The sequence below is a fragment of the thiotrophic endosymbiont of Bathymodiolus puteoserpentis (Logatchev) genome, from assembly GCF_900127505.1.
Classification (GTDB): domain Bacteria; phylum Pseudomonadota; class Gammaproteobacteria; order PS1; family Pseudothioglobaceae; genus Thiodubiliella.
Map to the genome: position 1 here is coordinate 2,738 of NZ_UEXF01000015.1, position 17,450 is coordinate 20,187.

Sequence of the window (17,450 nt, forward strand, 5' to 3'; positions counted from 1 at the left end):
GCGAGATTTAGCCATTGCTAATAAATTAGAAAAACTCAACAACACAACGCTACCAAAGGTGGCTTATGACCAACAAGCAAAGTTTGGCGCCAAAGGTAAAAATAAATTCTGGTATGGTTTTAAAAAACACATTAGTGTGGATATGCAATCAGGGTTAATCAACAAAGTTGCATTAACCCCTGCTAACATCACAGATGCCAAAGGTTTAAAACATGTACTACCAGGCTCTGGTGCCATCTATGCAGATAAAGGCTATTGTGATAAACAAACTCATATTGATGCTAAACGCAAAGGTTGCAATCTAAAGGCTATCTTGAAAAACAATATGAAAAATAAAAATAAGGGTAGAGACAGTTTTATCACAAAAATGCGTAGTCCGTATGAGCGAGTATTCTCTCAAACTAATCATCGAACAAGGTATAGGGGTGTTGCTAAAAATCAGTTTGCAATGTTTATGGAATCATTGGCGTTTAATCTTAAAAGAATGGTGATTTTAAATGAAGAGTATGGTTTTTAAGGGAGGGGTATTGTTTGTTTTTTGTTGATTTTAAGGGAAATTGACAAAAAATGGGAAGATAGCGGGGTTTAATGGGAGAAATATGAAAAAAAATAGGGAATAGCGGGGTTTGATGAGAAAAATATGAGAAAAATTGGGTTTTAGATTTTTTTTAAAAAAATTCTTTAAATTCAACGGTCTCATAATTTTTTACTCCGAATTGTTGGATTAAATTTAACTCGTTCGAAATAAGAAATCTTAATTTGTTGTCTTAAATTGTTGGGGTTTTATAGTTTGCTTTTGCTTAAACAACTAGAAAACCTCTCTGATGAGCGTGTTGTTTTACAGTTTAAGCGCAACCCTTATTACCAATACTTCTGTGGCTACTCAAACTATATACCAGGCATGCCTTGCAATGCCACCGAGTTGGTGCACTTTAGAAAGCGTATAGGCGTTAAAGGTTTTAATCTTATTTTTAAAATGAGTGTCGCCTTGCATGGCAAACAAGCCCAAGAAGCAACAGTATTAATTGACACCACGGTACAAGAGAAAAATATCACCTATCCCACCGATGCCAAACTTGCCATTAAGATTATCAATCGCCTTAACAAGCTAGCAAAACACCATGGCATTCAACAACGCAGAACCTATGTTAAAGAAGTTAAAAACTGCCGCTTAGCCATTCGTCACTTCCGCCATGTTAAAAAGCGTGCCAAAGCTAAAAAAGCCTTAACCCGCCTAAGAACTATTGCCAACAAACTCATCAGAGAATTGCAACGCAAACTTCACACACANCATGGCATTCAACAACGCAGAACCTATGTTAAAGAAGTTAAAAACTGCCGCTTAGCCATTCGTCACTTCCGTCATGTTAAAAAGCGTGCCAAAGCTAAAAAAGCCTTAACCCGCCTAAGAACTATTGCCAACAAACTCATCAGAGAATTGCAACGCAAACTTCACACACACAGCCTGTTTGAAACTTATCAAAAAGATTTTTTGTTTTACCAACAAGTATTAGCACAACAACCCAAAGATAAGAACAAGATCTATTCATTGCACGAGCCTGATGTGNCATGTTAAAAAGCGTGCCAAAGCTAAAAAAGCCTTAACCCGCCTAAGAACTATTGCCAACAAACTCATCAGAGAATTGCAACGCAAACTTCACACACATAGCCTGTTTGAAACTTATTAAAAAGATTTATTATTTTATCAGCAGGTATTAGCACAACAACCCAAAGATAAGAACAAGATCTATTCATTACACGAGCCTGATGTGTCTATCATTGCCCAAGGTAAAGACCACAAACAATCAAACGGTATGCGACCGAGGCTATATTGGTACAAAGGTAGTGCTCGGTGCACAAACATCACCTTGCCTAAAAAAGCCCTTAAGCGAGACAATCGTTATCAACGAGACAAAAAAACGCAAACTGTGCAAAAGACGAGCAGCGATTGAGCCGATTATCGGACATCTTAAATCGGATTTTAGACTTTCTAGAAACCTATTCAAAGGGCAAGTTGATGATGAGATTAATGTTTTAACTTGAGTAGATAATGGAACTAAGCGCTCTCTCTTTAACTTTGTTCTCTCTGCTGGCATGCGCCAAATATCGCCTTCAAGTTCATTCCACCTAGAAAATCTTAACTCACTTGGCCTTACAAAGGTATAAGCCGCTATTTTTAATGCAAACTGAACCTCTATCATTCCCTGATAATTACTAATATCAAACATCAAATGCCTCATGTCTTCAATTTTTTTAACAAACGGGAAATTATTACTTTTTTTATTTTTTAGAATACGAGACAGCCCAGTTGTTGGGTTTATGTTTGTTAAGTTAAGAATATTTGCATACTCATACACTCTTGAAATAATTGACTTAGTCCTTTTGGCAGTCTCAATATACCCTCTATTTTCAATCTTTTGCAAAAAGGTTAGCATTTGGATTGAATCTATCTCAGATATAGGAATGTATCCAAATTCTTCAATGCACCTATTTAAGCGCTGCGCTGTTGTAACTATTGTTTTGTCGGATAAATCATCTTGTATTTGCAGCCAATCTAAGGCGATATCTCTGAATAACTTGGAATTATTTGATTTGTATTTTGGGTTTTTACCATTCTCGACCATTAACAGATAATCGTCTCGTTTTTTTCTTGCGCCGACTAAAGGGGTTAGAGGATATTTGCCAATTTTAATTTCAAAACGCTTCCCATGCCACGCATATCTAAAGTAGAAAGACTTTGTGCCCTCAGGTGAGATGAGCAAATGAAGCCCATCAGTATCGTAAATTTTGCATTACTTACCTTTTGTTTTTGCTTTATCTACAATCGTTTTACTTAGCATTTAGAAATAATTTTTAATAATAATTAGGAATAATTTTAACATATCTCTAATTTTTATTAAAAATTATCAAAATAAACCTTTGATAACTATCAATAATTAGCAATTTTTAATAATAATTACTAACAAATTTGGCGGAGAGAGAGGGATTCGAACCCTCGGTACGTTACCGTACACCCGCTTTCCAAGCGAGCAAATTAAACCACTCTGACATCTCTCCAAAAATTGTTTCCAAGCGAACAACACAACCACTCTGACATCTCTTTAAAAATTGTTTCCAAGCGAACAACACAACCACTCTGACATCTCTTTAAAAATTGTTTCCAAAGGTATTTTACTGGTAATTGTTATGCTTTAACTAACTTTCATACCTACTTGTGCACCAGAATCAGGAGACAAAATATAAAGAGATTCTCCATTGCCTGCAGCTAGCACCATACCTTGTGAGATGCCAAATTTCATCTTTCTTGGTGCTAAGTTAGCCACCATCACAGTGAGTCGCCCTTCTAAATCTTGTGGATTGTAGTGCCCCTTGATGCCAGCAAATACATTCTTAGTGGAAGCTTCACCAATATCAAGCGTGAGTTGCAGAAGTTTGTCTGCACCTTCAACAGCTTGCGCTTTAACAATCTTGGCAATACGCAAGTCAATTTTGGCAAAATCATCAATTTGAATCATATCGTCCTCTTGAGTTTCTTTTTCAGTTGTTTGCATGCTTTGTTTGGAGTTTTCAATCACTTGATTAATTTGTACATCTTCAATACGCGACATAAGTGGTTTAAATTTGTTAATTTTATGCTTGGTAAGTGGGTGTTTAAGGTTGTGCCAATCTAATTCATCAATATTTAAAAATGCCTCGGCCTGCTCTGCCATCACTGGCAAAACTGGCTTTAAATAAGTCACTAATACTCTAAATAAGTTGATTGCCAAAGAAGTAACATCATGTACTTGTGTTTCTTTGCCTTCTTCTTTGACCATTTGCCAAGGCTTATGGGTATCAATGTATTGATTTGCCTTGTCTGCAAGCTTCATAATCTCACGCATTGCTTGATTATAATTGCGTGCTTCGTAGTGTTGGGCGATGCTATCACCTTGTGCGACAAATTCATTATACAACCCCCCTTCGATCGCGAAAGCAGACAGCGTTTTATCAAATTTTTTCACGATAAATCCTGCACTTCTAGAAGCAATATTCACTACTTTTCCGACTAAATCAGAGTTCACGCGCTGTTTAAAGTCTTCTAAATTAAGGTCAATATCATCAATCTTAGCAGAAAGCTTATAAGCGTAATAATAGCGCAAACACTCAGGATCTAAGCTTTCTAGATAAGTTCTTGCCTGAATGAATGTGCCACGAGACTTACTCATTTTCTGCCCATTAACAGTTAAAAACCCATGTGCGAAAATTGCATTTGGTGTGCGGTAGTTAGCCCCCATCAACATTGCTGGCCAGAATAATGCATGAAAATAAACAATATCCTTACCGATAAAGTGATATAACTCAGTTTCAGAATCTTTGTTAAAGTATTCATCAAAATCAATATCTCGTTCGTTGCACAACTTCTTAAAACTTGCCATATAGCCAATAGGTGCATCCAACCACACATAAAAGTACTTACCTTCTACATCTGGTATTTGAAAGCCAAAATACGGTGCATCACGAGAAACATCCCATTGCTTCAAGCCCTGTTTAAACCACTCGGCAAGTTTGTTACTGATTTCATCTTGTAAGTGCCCTGCATTCGTCCATTCTTTCAATTGCGCTTCAAACTGTGGCAGGTCAAAGAAATAATGTTCAGAGTCCTTAGTAATTGGCGTTGCACCGGATATAGCCGACTTTGCGTTCTTTAATTCTATGGGTGAATAAGTCGCACCACAAACCTCACAGTTATCACCATATTGATCAACTGCGCCGCATTTTGGACAATCACCTTTGATAAATCTATCAGGTAAAAACATTTGTTTCTCAGGGTCAAACGCTTGAGAGATAGTGCGTGTTTTAATATACCCAGCATCATTTAACTGATTATAAATATCTGCTGATATGACTTTGTTCTCGTCTGAATGCGTTGAATGGTATTGACTAAAACCAATGAAAAAGTCTTTAAAATCTGCTTGATGACGCTCACTCACATCCTTAATTAATGCTTCTGGGGTAATACCAAGCTCATTGGCTTTTAGCATAATTGGCGTACCGTGTGCATCGTCTGCACAGACATAATGACACTCATTACCCATCATCTTTTGAAAACGCACCCAAATATCGGTTTGAATATATTCCAACAAATGCCCTAAATGAATCTCACCATTGGCATAGGGTAGCGCTGAAGTGACAAGGATTTTTCTTGGTGTCATTATTAATATTAAGGGTAACTGATACAGTTATGCGATAAAATAGCACATTTTACTTAATTGGACGCAGTAATGGCAGATTTAACTCAAGACCAAATTGAAAAAATTCTTACAAGTGTTGTAGATATTTATACCGAGCAAGATATTGTTTCTTCAAATACACTAGATAGCATTGAAATCAACGGCAATAAAGTCACTGTTAATATCCTCTTAAACTATCCAGCGCAAAGCTATCATCAAACACTAACAGATGCAATTACAAGTGCATTATCAGCTGCTGAGATCAAAGATGCAATCGTTAATATTGAAACAAAAATTGCCAAATACTCCACACAAAAAGGCGTAGAGATACTACCAGAAGTTAAGAATATTATCGCTGTTGCTTCAGGTAAAGGTGGTGTCGGCAAGTCAACTACGGCAGTTAATTTAGCACTTGCACTACAAGCAGAAGGTGCAAAAGTAGCACTCTTAGATGCAGATATTTACGGACCTTCTCAGCCCAGAATGTTAGGCGTCTCTAAACTCAAACCTGAGCAAACGGGTGAAGGCAAATTACTCCCTATCTTAGGTCACGGCATGCAAAGCATGTCTATTGGCTATCTTGTCGATGAAGAAAATCCAATGATTTGGCGTGGCCCTATGGTAACACAAGCTTTAGAGCAAATGTTACGTGATACTTTATGGCGTGGCGTGGATTATATGATTATCGACCTACCACCTGGCACAGGTGATACGCAATTAACACTATCACAAAAAATTCCAGTCAGTGGCTCAGTTATTGTTACTACACCGCAAGACATCGCACTATTAGATGCCAAGAAAGGCCTGAAAATGTTTGAAAAAGTCAATATTCCAATTTTAGGTATTGTTGAAAATATGTCACTCCATATCTGTTCTAAGTGTGGACACGAAGAAGCGATTTTTGGCACTGGTGGTGGTGAGTCAATGGCCAAAGATGCTGGTGTTAACTTTTTAGGCGCTCTACCCTTGGAAATAGACATTAGAACCGATGTGGACGAAGGCACGCCAACTGTTGCTAAAGACCCAGACGGTAGAATTGCACAAATTTATAAAGAGATTGCTAAGAAAGTATCAGCTAAACTCACACAACAAGACAAGGCATTAAGCTCGTTCCCAAGCATTACTATCGAATAGCGTTGGCTTTTTTCATTATTCAGTATCAGCAGTCTCGCTCATAAATGCTAAGCTAGCATTCTTTGGAGAATGCAAAAAATCTTTGCTGTCATTATAATTACGAATGTTAAAGTGAAGCTTGAATGAATTATTTGGATAAATACCAAAGTCGTTTTGTTAGTGATTAAGTGGAATGACTGCAATGCTTTGTTTAATGCGCTCATTAGCAACCCTGAAGAAGACTGGCAGGTATCTTTACGATGCCACTGTGGTATTGCCTATGTTAATGATTTAAAAAACCCAAATTTTGTCAAAATATTCCACCCCAACAATCTAGGAAAAAGTTGCGGTAGTAGTAAAAATCCGTCTATTTCACAATGATTAGCATCCAAAACCCAACCGGTTGATGTGGTGAGTAAATTCGACCAACCCCCTGAAAAACAAGAAATTTATCAACAATTTACTAAACTTCAATCTCCACTTTCGTTTAAAATAGAATCTTCGCTTAATGATATATTGGAGAATATGAAAACCTATATTAAACTAATTTTTTTATTGACAATACCACTATCTCTTGTTAGTTGCGCCCAACCAATTAGCTGCGCCCAACCAATTAGCGTTTCTCAATCAATTAAAGAAACAAAAGACTACAAGAATACATTTCAGCAATTAAACACCCTTGATAAAATCGACAGAAAAGTAGAATTATTTGAGAAATTATTTAACGATTTGAAATTAATTACAACCTCTAAAAAAATTATTCCTTATTTGGATTGGCTGAAAAAGAGAACCTTTGAAAATAATAAAACATTTAGATATTCAACACTCTACTCACTTTATTTAGCAAAAATTAATAAAAAAGATTACTCCAAAGCAATGATGTTAGCTGCTAAATTAAGGTTAAAAATAGACTTTAGCAGATGTAAAAATCAAAACAATTCTTTAAAAAAATATATAGAATGGCAGAAAATAGAAAAAATTATTTTGAAAGATTATAAAAAGAAGAACAACGGGCTTGAACTTGCTATTCTCTTAGAGAACAGGCATAAAAATCGTCCTGGAGATCCTTGGCTGTGTAGTAGCATTGATTGGGTAAAAGCAATGAAACAGTATGATAAATTAGAGAAAAAAGAAATAAATAATTCAAATTATATAGGAAAAAGCATAGCAATAAAGCCTACTCAAGAGATTTTATTAAAACCTACTTTTGTGTCAAATCAAACATGGTTAAAAAATCGAAAAAATATTTTAGAACAATTCAAAAAAAAATACCAATAGTTTAATGGTTTTCGGAAACTTGATTAATCGTATACTTTGGTATCTCTATCACTAAGTCAGTCTCATTTACAACCGCCTGACAAGACAAACGAGAATCTGGATCTAACCCCCATGCTTTATCCAATAAATCATCTTCTGTTTCATCAGACTCTTTAATAGAATCAAAGCCTTCGCGTACATAGATATGGCAGGTGGTGCAAGCATTTGACATCTCGCAAGCATGCTCTATCTCTATATCATTTACAAGTAGTGCATTGCAAACACTGATACCTTTTTCGACTTCAATAACGACGCCTTCTGGACAGAGTTCTTCATGTGGTAATATGATTAATTGTGGCATTTTATTTTTTACTCCTATTTTTGGAATTCTTCAACATTACGACCTTTCATAGCTTTACTAATGGTGCTGTTCATGCGTATTTCTACAAACTTAGTGCTGACTACCTCAAGGTTATCTATTTTATCTTTAATTATTTTCTCATCTTTATCTTTAACAACTGCTTCTAATTGCGATCTAGCGTGCATAATATCATCAAGCATCGCCTCATCCAGCATATCTTTGTCTTTGGCAAGTGCAGAATCAATCGCTTCCATGGTTCTATCGGCTTCCACTTGCATTTCGTGCAACTGTCTAGCCTTGATGTCGTCTTGTGCAAATAAAATGGAGTCTTTTAGCATTTTTTCCATCTCGCTATCACTCAACCCATAAGAAGGTTTAATACTCACATCGGCTTTAACACCTGAAGTTTGTTCGGTGGCACTAACAGAGAGTAAGCCATCAGCATCAACTTGAAACTCAACACGAATACGGGCATTACCTGCCACCATCGGCGGTATACCTCTAAGTTCAAATTTCCCCAATGAACGGCAATCTTTAACCAACTCTCGCTCACCTTGTAAAACATGTATGCTCATTGCTGTTTGTCCATCTTTAAAGGTGGTGAATTCTTGTGCACGGACAATTGGAATAGTGGTGTTTCGATGCACTACTTTTTCTACCAAACCACCCATTGTCTCCAAACCCAACGACAAAGGCAAAACATCTAAGAGCAGCATATCATCTTGTGACTTATTGCCCACTAATAAATTCGCTTGAATAGCAGCGCCTTTGGCGACCACTTCATCAGGATTGATACTGCACAAAACTGGCTTATTAAATAAATCACTAACCATTATTCTCACTAATGGCATGCGCGTTGAACCACCAACCATAATAATATCTTTAACATCATCTATAGTAATCTGGGCATCTCTCAATGCACGCTTCGTGAGTAGTAGCGTGCGCTTAATAAGCGCCTCAGACAAAGATTCAAACTTTGATTTACTAATGCGATATGCCGCTTCTATGCAGTTAAATTCGGCAAATTCATTATCAGTTAGAGTTTCTTTAGCTGTGCGTGCAAACTGCTTTATTTTTTGTATTTGCGTAGGCGTTAAATCACCTAGCTTTAACATTTCAATGCAATCGTCAATAATCAGCTGATCAAAGTCATCACCGCCCAAACTGGAGTCGCCGCCTGTAGAAAGTACTTTAAATACGCCTTTTTGAAAACTCAAAATTGAAATATCAAAGGTTCCGCCACCTAAATCGTACACAGCGTGAACCCCTTCTTCACCTGATTCTAAACCGTAAGCAACTGCTGCTGCCGTTGGCTCGTTTAACAACCTTAAGGTGTTTAACCCTGCTAATGTCGCTGCATCTTTGGTGGCTTGTCGCTGTGCATCATCAAAATAAGCAGGCACGGTAATCACAGCGCCCATCAAATCACCACCTAACGACTTTTCTGCACGCTCTTTAAGTGAAGTTAGGATTGTTGATGAAATTTCCACAGCAGATAAATTGCCCATTGCCGTATGGAATTGTACATTATTGCCATTTTCCACCAAGTTATACGGGCAATTTTTAAAGCCTCTAACTTCCTGATAGTTCAAGCCCATAAAGCGCTTAACCGATATAATTGTGTTTGTTGGGTCAGTTTTTGCATAAGGGCAAGCATCACAACCAACAGTCAATTTGTTGTCTTTGCCGCAATGCACCACCGAAGGCAAAATCGCTTTATTGTTCTCATCCGTTAACACCTTACTTTGTCCACTCTGCACCGATGCCACTAAAGAATTAGTCGTGCCTAAATCAATACCAATAGACAATTTATGCTGATGTGGTGCGTTTGCTTGCCCAGGTTCTGAGATTTGTAATAATGCCATAACCTTACAACCACTCATCCATTAATTGGTTTGCCTGTGTATTTAATTGCGTATAAAACTTCAATTCTCTAACCAAGTTTTTAATCTTGTTAAATTCATCTACTTTGAATAAGTGTTGAATTTTCTCAATATTTTGTGCTACTTTACCTGTAATATCTACAATAAAATCATCTAAAGCCATTTCATCTTTTGTTGTTTTTATCGCATCTAATGATTCTCTAAGCTCAATTTGGCTCATTAGAAAACCCACATCCATTTGCGTATCCTTCTCATCGAAAGCATCAATACCCTGTAATTCTAACAAATAAGTAGCACGCAACAGTGGCGACTTTAGTGTGTCAAAGGCAGTATTAATTAGCGAAGTGTTTTGTATAGCCATGACTTTTTTTTTGTCATCTGCTATGGCAAATTTATCAGGGTGAAACTGTGCGATTTGCGTTTGATAAGTTTGCTCTAAAACACTTAAATCTATTGCAAAATCAACTTTTAGCGAGAATAACTCGAAATAGTTTTGCATCATTCAATATGGAAAAATTAGACTGTAAATGACTCGCCACAGCCACATTCAGCTTTGGCATTTGGATTGTTAAATTCAAAGCCTTCATTCAGCCCTTCTTTAACAAAATCCACTTCGGTACCATCTAAATAAATCAAACTTTTTGCATCGATAATCACTTTGACCCCGTTATCTTCAAAAACAGTGTCGTCGCCATTCGCATTATCGACAAATTCCATATTGTAACCTAAGCCAGAACAGCCAGTGGTTTGCACAGATAGACGAATACCCAACCCTGAACCACGATTGGCTAAAAAGCCAACCACGCGTTCAGCGGCAGACTCTGTCAAAGTGATTGCCATTACGCCTTAGATTTAATGTCACTAATTGCTGCTTTAATTGCATCTTCAGCCAATACTGAACAATGAATCTTAACAGGGGGGAGTGACAATTCTTCTGCAATGTCTGAGTTTTTAATTTGTGCTGCTTCATCCAAAGTTTTCCCTTTAACCCATTCGGTCAAAAGTGAACTTGAAGCAATAGCAGAACCACAACCATAAGTTTTGAATTTTGCCTCTTCAATCACGCCATTGTCATCCACTTGAATCTGTAAACGCATTACATCGCCACAAGCAGGTGCACCGACCATGCCTGTGCCGACATTTTTAGCGTCCTTATCTAAAACGCCAACATTACGAGGGTTTTCGTAATGGTCTAATACTTTTTCACCGTATGCCATATTATTTCTCCTAAAAAAATCTTATTGTTATTTTAATTATACCCGTTCAAAAAATTTGAACAGACAAGGTATTCACTGGATAACAGTATGTGTTTTAATGAGCAGACCATTCAACTTTGCTCAAATCAATACCCTCTTTATACATATCCCATAGCGGCGATAAATCACGCAATTTATCTACCTTTTCACGCACCAAAACAATTGCTTTATCGACATCAGCTTCAGTGGTATAGCGACCAATGGTAAAACGAATAGAGGAATGCGCCAATTCATCGCTCAAACCTAGTGCGCGTAATACATACGACGGTTCAAGACTCGAAGAAGTACACGCCGAACCTGAAGAGACAGCAATATCGTTGATTGCCATCATTAGTGATTCACCTTCTACATAATTAAAACTAATATTTAAATTACCTGGAATACGCTGTTTCTCATCGCCATTAACCACCACTGCTTCCATATCAACAAAACCCGCTAATAAGCGATCACGCAAAACAGCAATTCTTTTGTTTTCTTCATTCATCTCAGAGCGAGCAATAGCAAAAGCCTCACCCATGCCAACTATTTGATGGGTTGCCAATGTGCCTGAGCGCATACCACGCTCATGACCGCCACCATGCATTTGTGCTTCTAGACGAACACGTGGCTTACGACGCACATATAAAACACCAATACCTTTAGGTCCATAGATTTTATGCGCTGAAAAACTCATTAAATCAACGGGTAGTTCTGACAAGTCAATCGCCACTTTTCCTGCTGATTGTGCTGCATCAACATGGAAAAATATTTTGTGTTCACGGCAAAGATTGCCAATCGCTTCAATGTCTTGAATGACACCGATCTCATTATTAACATGCATAATAGAAATCAACACCGTATCTTCACGAATTGCATCTTTTAAAACATTCAAATCCAATAAGCCATTTGCCATTGGGTCTAAATAAGTGACTTCATAGCCTTCACGCTCAAGCTGTCTACAAGTATCTAATACCGCTTTATGCTCTGTTTTTAGCGTAATAATGTGCTTGCCTTTTTTCTTATAAAAGTGTGCAATGCCCTTAATGGCTAAGTTGTCCGACTCGGTTGCACCTGATGTCCAAACAATCTCTTTTGGATCAGCACCAATCAAATCTGCCACTTGTTTTCTAGCGGTCTTTACCGCTTCATCAGCTTGCCAACCATAGTAATGCGAATTAGAGGCTGGATTACCAAAATCGCCATCCATAGTGAGGTATTTCATCATCTTTTCTGCAACCCGTTTGTCAACGGGAGTGGTTGCAGAATAATCCATATAAGTAGGTATTGTCATATTATAGTCCTTCGTGATTATCAATCACCATTTGCAAAGTTTTGCTGTTTAAAAATGTTCTAATTTGTTCGCTCACATCACACCATAACTGGTGAGAAATGCATTGCTTGCCGTTATTACATGCGCTCATTCCTTTGCAACGGCGTAAATCAATGTTCTCATCCACCGCTTCAATGATTTGAGTTAGACTAATGTCTTTTGCTTGTGTATTAAGCAAATAACCACCGCCAGGCCCACGCACACTTTTTACCAAATCTGCACGGCGTAATTTCGCAAATAATTGTTCTAAATAAGACAAAGAAATATTTTGCCTTTGTGAAATAAAATCCAAAGTAATCGGCTTTCCAGCATTGTTAGCTGCCAAGTCTAGCATTGCTGTTATTGCGTAGCGTCCTTTAGTAGTAAGCTGCATGTTAATTCCAAATGTTTATTTAAAGAAGATCCATTATACATTTAACCTAGTGTTTTAGTCAAGTAATAAATTTATTTACTTTCTATCTCTAAGTTGTTAACCGAGCTGTCTTTATATTCTTTAAGATTTAGTTCTTTTGAGACTTTATGTAATTGTGAATCCACATCATGCAAGTGCAACAAAATTGAGTTAATTGCCTTAATCGTAGGATCATCAGCCTCTGTGCCAACCGCATAAGAATCAAAACTGTTTGATTGTGTTTTGGCGTCTTTCAGTACGCGTGCAGGTACACCAACAACGGTCTGATCGTCATCAACTGACTTAACCACAACAGAATTAGAGCCTACACGCACATTGTTACCCAGAGTAATTGGGCCTAAAATTTTAGCACCTGCGCCAATCACCACATTATTACTCAATGTCGGATGGCGCTTGCCTTTCTTCCATGTCGTGCCACCCAAAGTAACGCCGTGATAGAGCGTACAATCATCGCCAATTTCAGCAGTCTCGCCAATGACCACACCCATACCATGGTCAATAAAAAATCGACGCCCAATCTTTGCCGCAGGATGAATTTCAACACCCGTTAGCCACCGAGCAATCATTGAGATAAAACGCGCTAGCCATTTAAGCTTCAACATCCATAGACTATGTGCCAAACGATAAAATAGCATTGCCTGAACGCCAGAATAAGTGGTTATTATTTCAAAAGTATTTCTCGCTGAAGGGTCACGCTCAAATACACTTTCAATGTCTTCAATAAATTTCATCCAAACAATTATACAATATGAACAGTATGTGGTTAACTAATAGCGAATAATGCCTTTGAAGCGCTTATAATTCCATAAATACTGTTCAGGTTTGGTTTTAACCAACTGTTCAATCGCCTGATTCATCAAAGCCACATCATCATCTACCATACCTGTGCTTGATAGGATATTCACAGGTTTAACATTCAACTCATAACCTTTGCCATTATCTAAACGATCTGCCCAGGTCATTAGCACTTTGGCATTATTGTTTCTTGCCAATTTAACCAATAGTGTCATAGTTCGAGTATCCTGTTTAAAGAAAGACGACACCACGCTGCCTTTTTCACCAGGATATTGATCTGGCAAAATAGCAATAAGCTGCTTGTCTTTGAGTGCACGCTGTAATTTTAAAACGCCCTTTTTATTCGCCGCTACCATATGCAAATCTTGCTGCTGACGCAAAGAAAGTAACAAGGCGTTTTGTTTTTTATCATTCAATTCCTTGTACATAAAGGTCGTTGGCCTGTGTAGTGACACCACGCGAGCAGCGATTTCCCAGCAGCCAAAATGTGGCACTAATAAAATAGTATTTTCATTGCCTTTAAGATGCTGTGCACCCTTTGTTTTAACGATGTGCTTAGCATTATATTCAAAACTGTTAAACCAAACAAAGCCAGATTCACTCAAACCTTTACCTGATTCAATTAAGGATTCTTTAACCAAATCTTGTTGCTGCGCTTTACTCAAATTAGGGAAACAAATCTCAATATTTTTACGCACAACATGCTTGGATTGGCTGTTGGTTAAATATAAAAGACGACCAATCAAAGTGCCAATCAAGTGATTGAGCTTAAGCGGCATCATTGAAAACAGTTTTAAGAAAAATTTAACCATTCCAAAACCTTGTTAACTCTCATCCAACATAGGCTTCATGGCACTAAGCAAGTTCTTATATAGGCTTGGAACACGTTTTTCTTCACTTAATAACCACTTTTTAAAATAGGCGCGTTCGCTCGGCATACTAAAACACGCTGGGCAAGAATCTGGGATCACTGGCAAATCAGCAGACTTAGCAAAATCAGCCAATTGTCGCTCACGCACATACGCCATCGGGCGAATAACTCGCAAATCTTTATTGTCATTAATATAGTGTGCTTTCATCGTTTGAATTTTGCCATTATGAAACATTGACATCATTAAACTCTCACACAAATCATCTAGATGTTGCCCCAAAGCTAGGACATTGTACCCTTCCCTGCGCGCCACCTGATACATCAAGCCGCGTTTAATACGCGCGCAAAATGAACAATAAGAATCGCCCTTCATGCTTTTTTTAGCTTGCTCCATAATGGGAAATTCTTCAAAAAAATATGGTGTATCAAACTTCTTGAAAAAATCTTCTAATGCTTGAGGTTTAAAGCCTTCCACCTGTGGGTCGATCGTCACCACACCCAATTCAAACTTTTTGGGCGAAGTTGCTTGAAAATGACGCAAAATATGAAACAAACTGAGTGAATCCTTGCCACCTGACACTGCCAATAAAATTTTATCGCCCGCTTTAATCATGCTAAAATCCGCAATCGCTCGTCCGACTGGTTTAAGAAGTAATTTAGGTAGCTTTTGGTTCATCATTTTTGAAATTTTACAGTCTATTTAATAGCACGCCTAACTATTACCAAACAATGATAATGTAGCACCCTATCGGTGCATCGCAATAAACCAAATGCCATTAGTGAGCTAGGCTTTCATAGTCTTTAGGCTTTTTTTAAAGCCTAAGATAATCTGTGCCTATGGCATAAAAAATCAAGAACAGGATGTCTAGCTCAAGGGACAAAGAGTCAAATAAATGCCCTAGGGCAGTTTCTTGAGACTAAAAGATCTCACCTTCCAAAGTGTCACTGCCGCTTAATCCTTAATGCAACGAACGCTAAAACCGTCAGCACGATTACTTTCGTCGAAAGCCGCACTACCACTGTTGAATTTCAAATAAACAGCAAAAGAATTATTCTGAAAAGACCGAGTCCACATGCGGATATGACTACCAACAATGGCGTCAAGCTTGCCTGTTTTGCCAGCGCGGAAGCCAGCATTTGGCAACCTAAGGAAGCCGGCGAAGGGCGCCGTGACACCCTTGATATCAATAGTATCTGCTCCTAACTCTGCCTTAGTTGGCACGCTAAAGCCTACTGGGCAGATGTCATTAACTCCGCCGTCTGCCCAAGCGACTACTCTATTGTTACCACTAGAATCTGCGCTTGTCCAATCACTCTTGAAACTAACATTCTTGGAATCAATAAAATTACCACTTACTGGAGTGAGGGTAGTTGCCTGTGTTTGTGTTGTGGGTGAATCCTTAAGTTCATGCCCATCATCATTTCTACCCCATTGGTAGTAATGTCCATAAGCAGCACTGTCATTCGCTTTAGTGGCTACTTGTGTTGCACCGAGATTTCTATCAAGCCACACTCTGCCTGTCTTAGATGAGGTGATTATTTCATAAGTTAGTCCATTAAATACTATTGGGGTGTGTGTTTTAATACAACGAACGCTAAGCTGGAGGGTCTGATCAAGGTCTTGGAATCCCGCATTATTAACACCAGAGCCAACATCAGGGCCAATGCTCAAATGACGACCCTTCGTCGCATCTGACCCAACAGTCTTAGTCCACAAGAGGGCACCCACACCATGAATGCCAGCAGGTTCCGTCGTGCCATTGCCGTTATGACCCGCAGCTGGGATTTTCAAGAAGCTAGAGACAGCTACAGTAGCACCATTAATCTGGGTTGTGGTAGCAATGGTGGTATCTGCCGCTAGCTCTCCCTCAGTTGGCACACTAAAGCCTGCTGGACAGATGTCATCTCTACCAAATTCGTAGTAATCTCCATAAGCAGCACTGTCATCCACTTTAGTAGCTACTTGTGTTGCACCGAGATTTCTATCAAGCCATACTCTGCCTGTGTCAGGTGAGGTGACCAGTTTGTAAGTTAGTCCTTTAAACGATATTGTGTTTCCATCTCCGCCTTCAATCATTATTTTATTACTACGCTCGACCCAAGCAAGCGCGCCTAAGTCCATTTTGCGACTGTCTTTAAAGGCTTTGCTGGCAATGGCAAAGTTGGTGAATTTTTGTTTGTTGCCCAGTGGTAGTTTGACAGTGAGTTTGCCGTAACTTGTGGCATCCATAGTGTTGTTGTTTTCTTGACCTAGCTCAAAACTTACCGAAGGTGTGATCTCAATATCCACACCCAGAATATTACCTTTAATATCTGGACCTGCTTTAGTGTCCCAGTAATAATAAGTGCCTTTGATTTTTGCCCAAGGTAAGTAAGGGGCTTGACCGCTAAGCTTGACATCATAACCTGACCTACCCCTCTCTTTTACACTGTTGACTAATTTTTCGTCTGAAAATACATGGTATTTATTGATATTGGCACTAAAGTTAGCACGCTGGTATTCCAAACCAAGGCTTAAGCGTTTGTGCTTGGACTTGGACTCATAGTCGGTAAACACATTAATACCTGCGATGGCCATGTCGTTTTCTACCAATAGACGATGACCAACGCCTAAGTTAACTGTAGTGCGGCGACTATCAATACTTTTGCCAGAAGCGATGCTAGCTTGAATGAAAGTTAATGCTTTGCTATTGGCATCAAGCTCAGATATCGGCTGAATGGTTCTGAGGCTGTAATTTAGTTTTTTTGAGCTCAGTCCACCAATACTTACCTCGCTACGACCTGCACCAAATGCGTTTAAAAATGTATTGGCTTTGTTGTTCACAAAACCTTCGGTTTTGTTAATGGCTTGGTTTTTAATGTCTGTGGCAACCTTCTTGCCCAGTTGGTTGGTATTGCCTGAGTTGGTAGAACCTAGGGCGGCGCGAGTTGTGCCTGCGACTTCTTTGAGTAAAGTGGTGGCTTGGTTGTCTTTCTTGGTGGT

At 38.5% G+C, this 17,450-nt stretch carries 15 protein-coding genes, 1 tRNA gene and 2 pseudogenes; 4 read left to right on the top strand and 14 right to left on the bottom strand.

Translation table 11 applies throughout. The features are described from left to right. A partial coding sequence (locus BHECKSOX2_RS01005) for a transposase (protein WP_180323601.1) occupies nucleotides 1–517 on the top strand: 517 nt, incomplete at its 5' end. Nucleotides 518–790: 273 nt separating this feature from the next. Continuing rightward, nucleotides 791–1,282, top strand: a pseudogene (locus BHECKSOX2_RS10525) (transposase); the annotation flags it as partial. A 1,030-nt stretch (nucleotides 1,283–2,312) separates the two neighbouring features. On the opposite strand, the pseudogene BHECKSOX2_RS10530 reads toward BHECKSOX2_RS10525, so the two are convergent. The 3 genes and pseudogenes from BHECKSOX2_RS10530 to metG all read right to left on the bottom strand — a co-directional run. After that, nucleotides 2,313–2,786: pseudogene (locus tag BHECKSOX2_RS10530) on the bottom strand (tyrosine-type recombinase/integrase); the annotation flags it as partial. Between the two features lie 183 nt (nucleotides 2,787–2,969). Then, nucleotides 2,970–3,057, bottom strand: a tRNA-Ser gene (locus BHECKSOX2_RS01020). Nucleotides 3,058–3,191: 134 nt separating this feature from the next. Then, on the bottom strand, nucleotides 3,192–5,192 hold the full coding sequence (metG, locus tag BHECKSOX2_RS01025; protein WP_139682103.1) for a methionine--tRNA ligase: 2,001 nt from the start codon (nucleotides 5,190–5,192) through the stop codon (nucleotides 3,192–3,194). A gap of 69 nt (nucleotides 5,193–5,261) precedes the next feature. Between metG and apbC the strand changes: the two genes are divergently transcribed. Together apbC and BHECKSOX2_RS01035 are read left to right on the top strand one after the other, a co-directional pair. Next, nucleotides 5,262–6,344: an iron-sulfur cluster carrier protein ApbC gene (apbC, locus tag BHECKSOX2_RS01030; RefSeq protein WP_139682104.1), complete on the top strand. Its 1,083-nt coding sequence runs from the start codon at nucleotides 5,262–5,264 to the stop codon at nucleotides 6,342–6,344. A gap of 390 nt (nucleotides 6,345–6,734) precedes the next feature. Then, on the top strand, nucleotides 6,735–7,601 hold the full coding sequence (locus tag BHECKSOX2_RS01035) for a hypothetical protein (protein ID WP_139682106.1): 867 nt from the start codon (nucleotides 6,735–6,737) through the stop codon (nucleotides 7,599–7,601). A gap of 1 nt (nucleotide 7,602) precedes the next feature. Here the strand turns inward: BHECKSOX2_RS01035 and fdx are convergent, their stop codons facing one another. From fdx to BHECKSOX2_RS01090, 11 genes are all read right to left on the bottom strand, one after another. After that, nucleotides 7,603–7,941: an ISC system 2Fe-2S type ferredoxin gene (fdx, locus tag BHECKSOX2_RS01040; RefSeq protein ID WP_139682107.1), complete on the bottom strand. Its 339-nt coding sequence runs from the start codon at nucleotides 7,939–7,941 to the stop codon at nucleotides 7,603–7,605. 14 nt (nucleotides 7,942–7,955) lie between these two features. After that, a complete protein-coding gene (gene hscA / locus BHECKSOX2_RS01045) occupies nucleotides 7,956–9,806 on the bottom strand; it encodes a Fe-S protein assembly chaperone HscA (RefSeq protein ID WP_139682108.1) in 1,851 nt (616 codons plus the stop codon). A 4-nt stretch (nucleotides 9,807–9,810) separates the two neighbouring features. Next, nucleotides 9,811–10,323, bottom strand: coding sequence for a Fe-S protein assembly co-chaperone HscB (gene hscB / locus BHECKSOX2_RS01050; RefSeq protein WP_090714664.1), 513 nt, complete (start codon nucleotides 10,321–10,323; stop codon nucleotides 9,811–9,813). 17 nt (nucleotides 10,324–10,340) lie between these two features. Beyond that, nucleotides 10,341–10,664 (bottom strand): iron-sulfur cluster assembly protein IscA, encoded by a 324-nt coding sequence (gene iscA / locus BHECKSOX2_RS01055; RefSeq protein ID WP_090714647.1) that lies wholly within the window; start codon nucleotides 10,662–10,664, stop codon nucleotides 10,341–10,343. Continuing rightward, nucleotides 10,664–11,041 carry a Fe-S cluster assembly scaffold IscU gene (iscU, locus tag BHECKSOX2_RS01060; RefSeq protein ID WP_090714649.1) on the bottom strand — a complete coding sequence of 126 codons (378 nt, stop codon included), beginning with the start codon at nucleotides 11,039–11,041 and terminating at the stop codon, nucleotides 10,664–10,666. Before iscU ends, iscA begins: the two co-directional genes overlap by 1 nt. A gap of 94 nt (nucleotides 11,042–11,135) precedes the next feature. Then, on the bottom strand, nucleotides 11,136–12,350 hold the full coding sequence (locus BHECKSOX2_RS01065; RefSeq protein WP_139682109.1) for an IscS subfamily cysteine desulfurase: 1,215 nt from the start codon (nucleotides 12,348–12,350) through the stop codon (nucleotides 11,136–11,138). 1 nt (nucleotide 12,351) lies between these two features. Beyond that, complete coding sequence (locus BHECKSOX2_RS01070; RefSeq protein WP_090714654.1) at nucleotides 12,352–12,762, bottom strand: Rrf2 family transcriptional regulator; 411 nt, start codon at nucleotides 12,760–12,762, stop codon at nucleotides 12,352–12,354. A 71-nt stretch (nucleotides 12,763–12,833) separates the two neighbouring features. Continuing rightward, nucleotides 12,834–13,532 (bottom strand): serine O-acetyltransferase, encoded by a 699-nt coding sequence (gene cysE, locus BHECKSOX2_RS01075; protein WP_090714656.1) that lies wholly within the window; start codon nucleotides 13,530–13,532, stop codon nucleotides 12,834–12,836. A gap of 36 nt (nucleotides 13,533–13,568) precedes the next feature. Continuing rightward, nucleotides 13,569–14,408 carry a lysophospholipid acyltransferase family protein gene (locus tag BHECKSOX2_RS01080; protein ID WP_139682110.1) on the bottom strand — a complete coding sequence of 280 codons (840 nt, stop codon included), beginning with the start codon at nucleotides 14,406–14,408 and terminating at the stop codon, nucleotides 13,569–13,571. A 12-nt stretch (nucleotides 14,409–14,420) separates the two neighbouring features. Next, nucleotides 14,421–15,146 carry a PP-loop family protein gene (locus BHECKSOX2_RS01085; RefSeq protein ID WP_139682111.1) on the bottom strand — a complete coding sequence of 242 codons (726 nt, stop codon included), beginning with the start codon at nucleotides 15,144–15,146 and terminating at the stop codon, nucleotides 14,421–14,423. A gap of 273 nt (nucleotides 15,147–15,419) precedes the next feature. Continuing rightward, nucleotides 15,420–17,450: inverse autotransporter beta domain-containing protein (locus BHECKSOX2_RS01090; RefSeq protein ID WP_180323603.1), on the bottom strand; the 2,031-nt coding region annotated here is incomplete at its 5' end.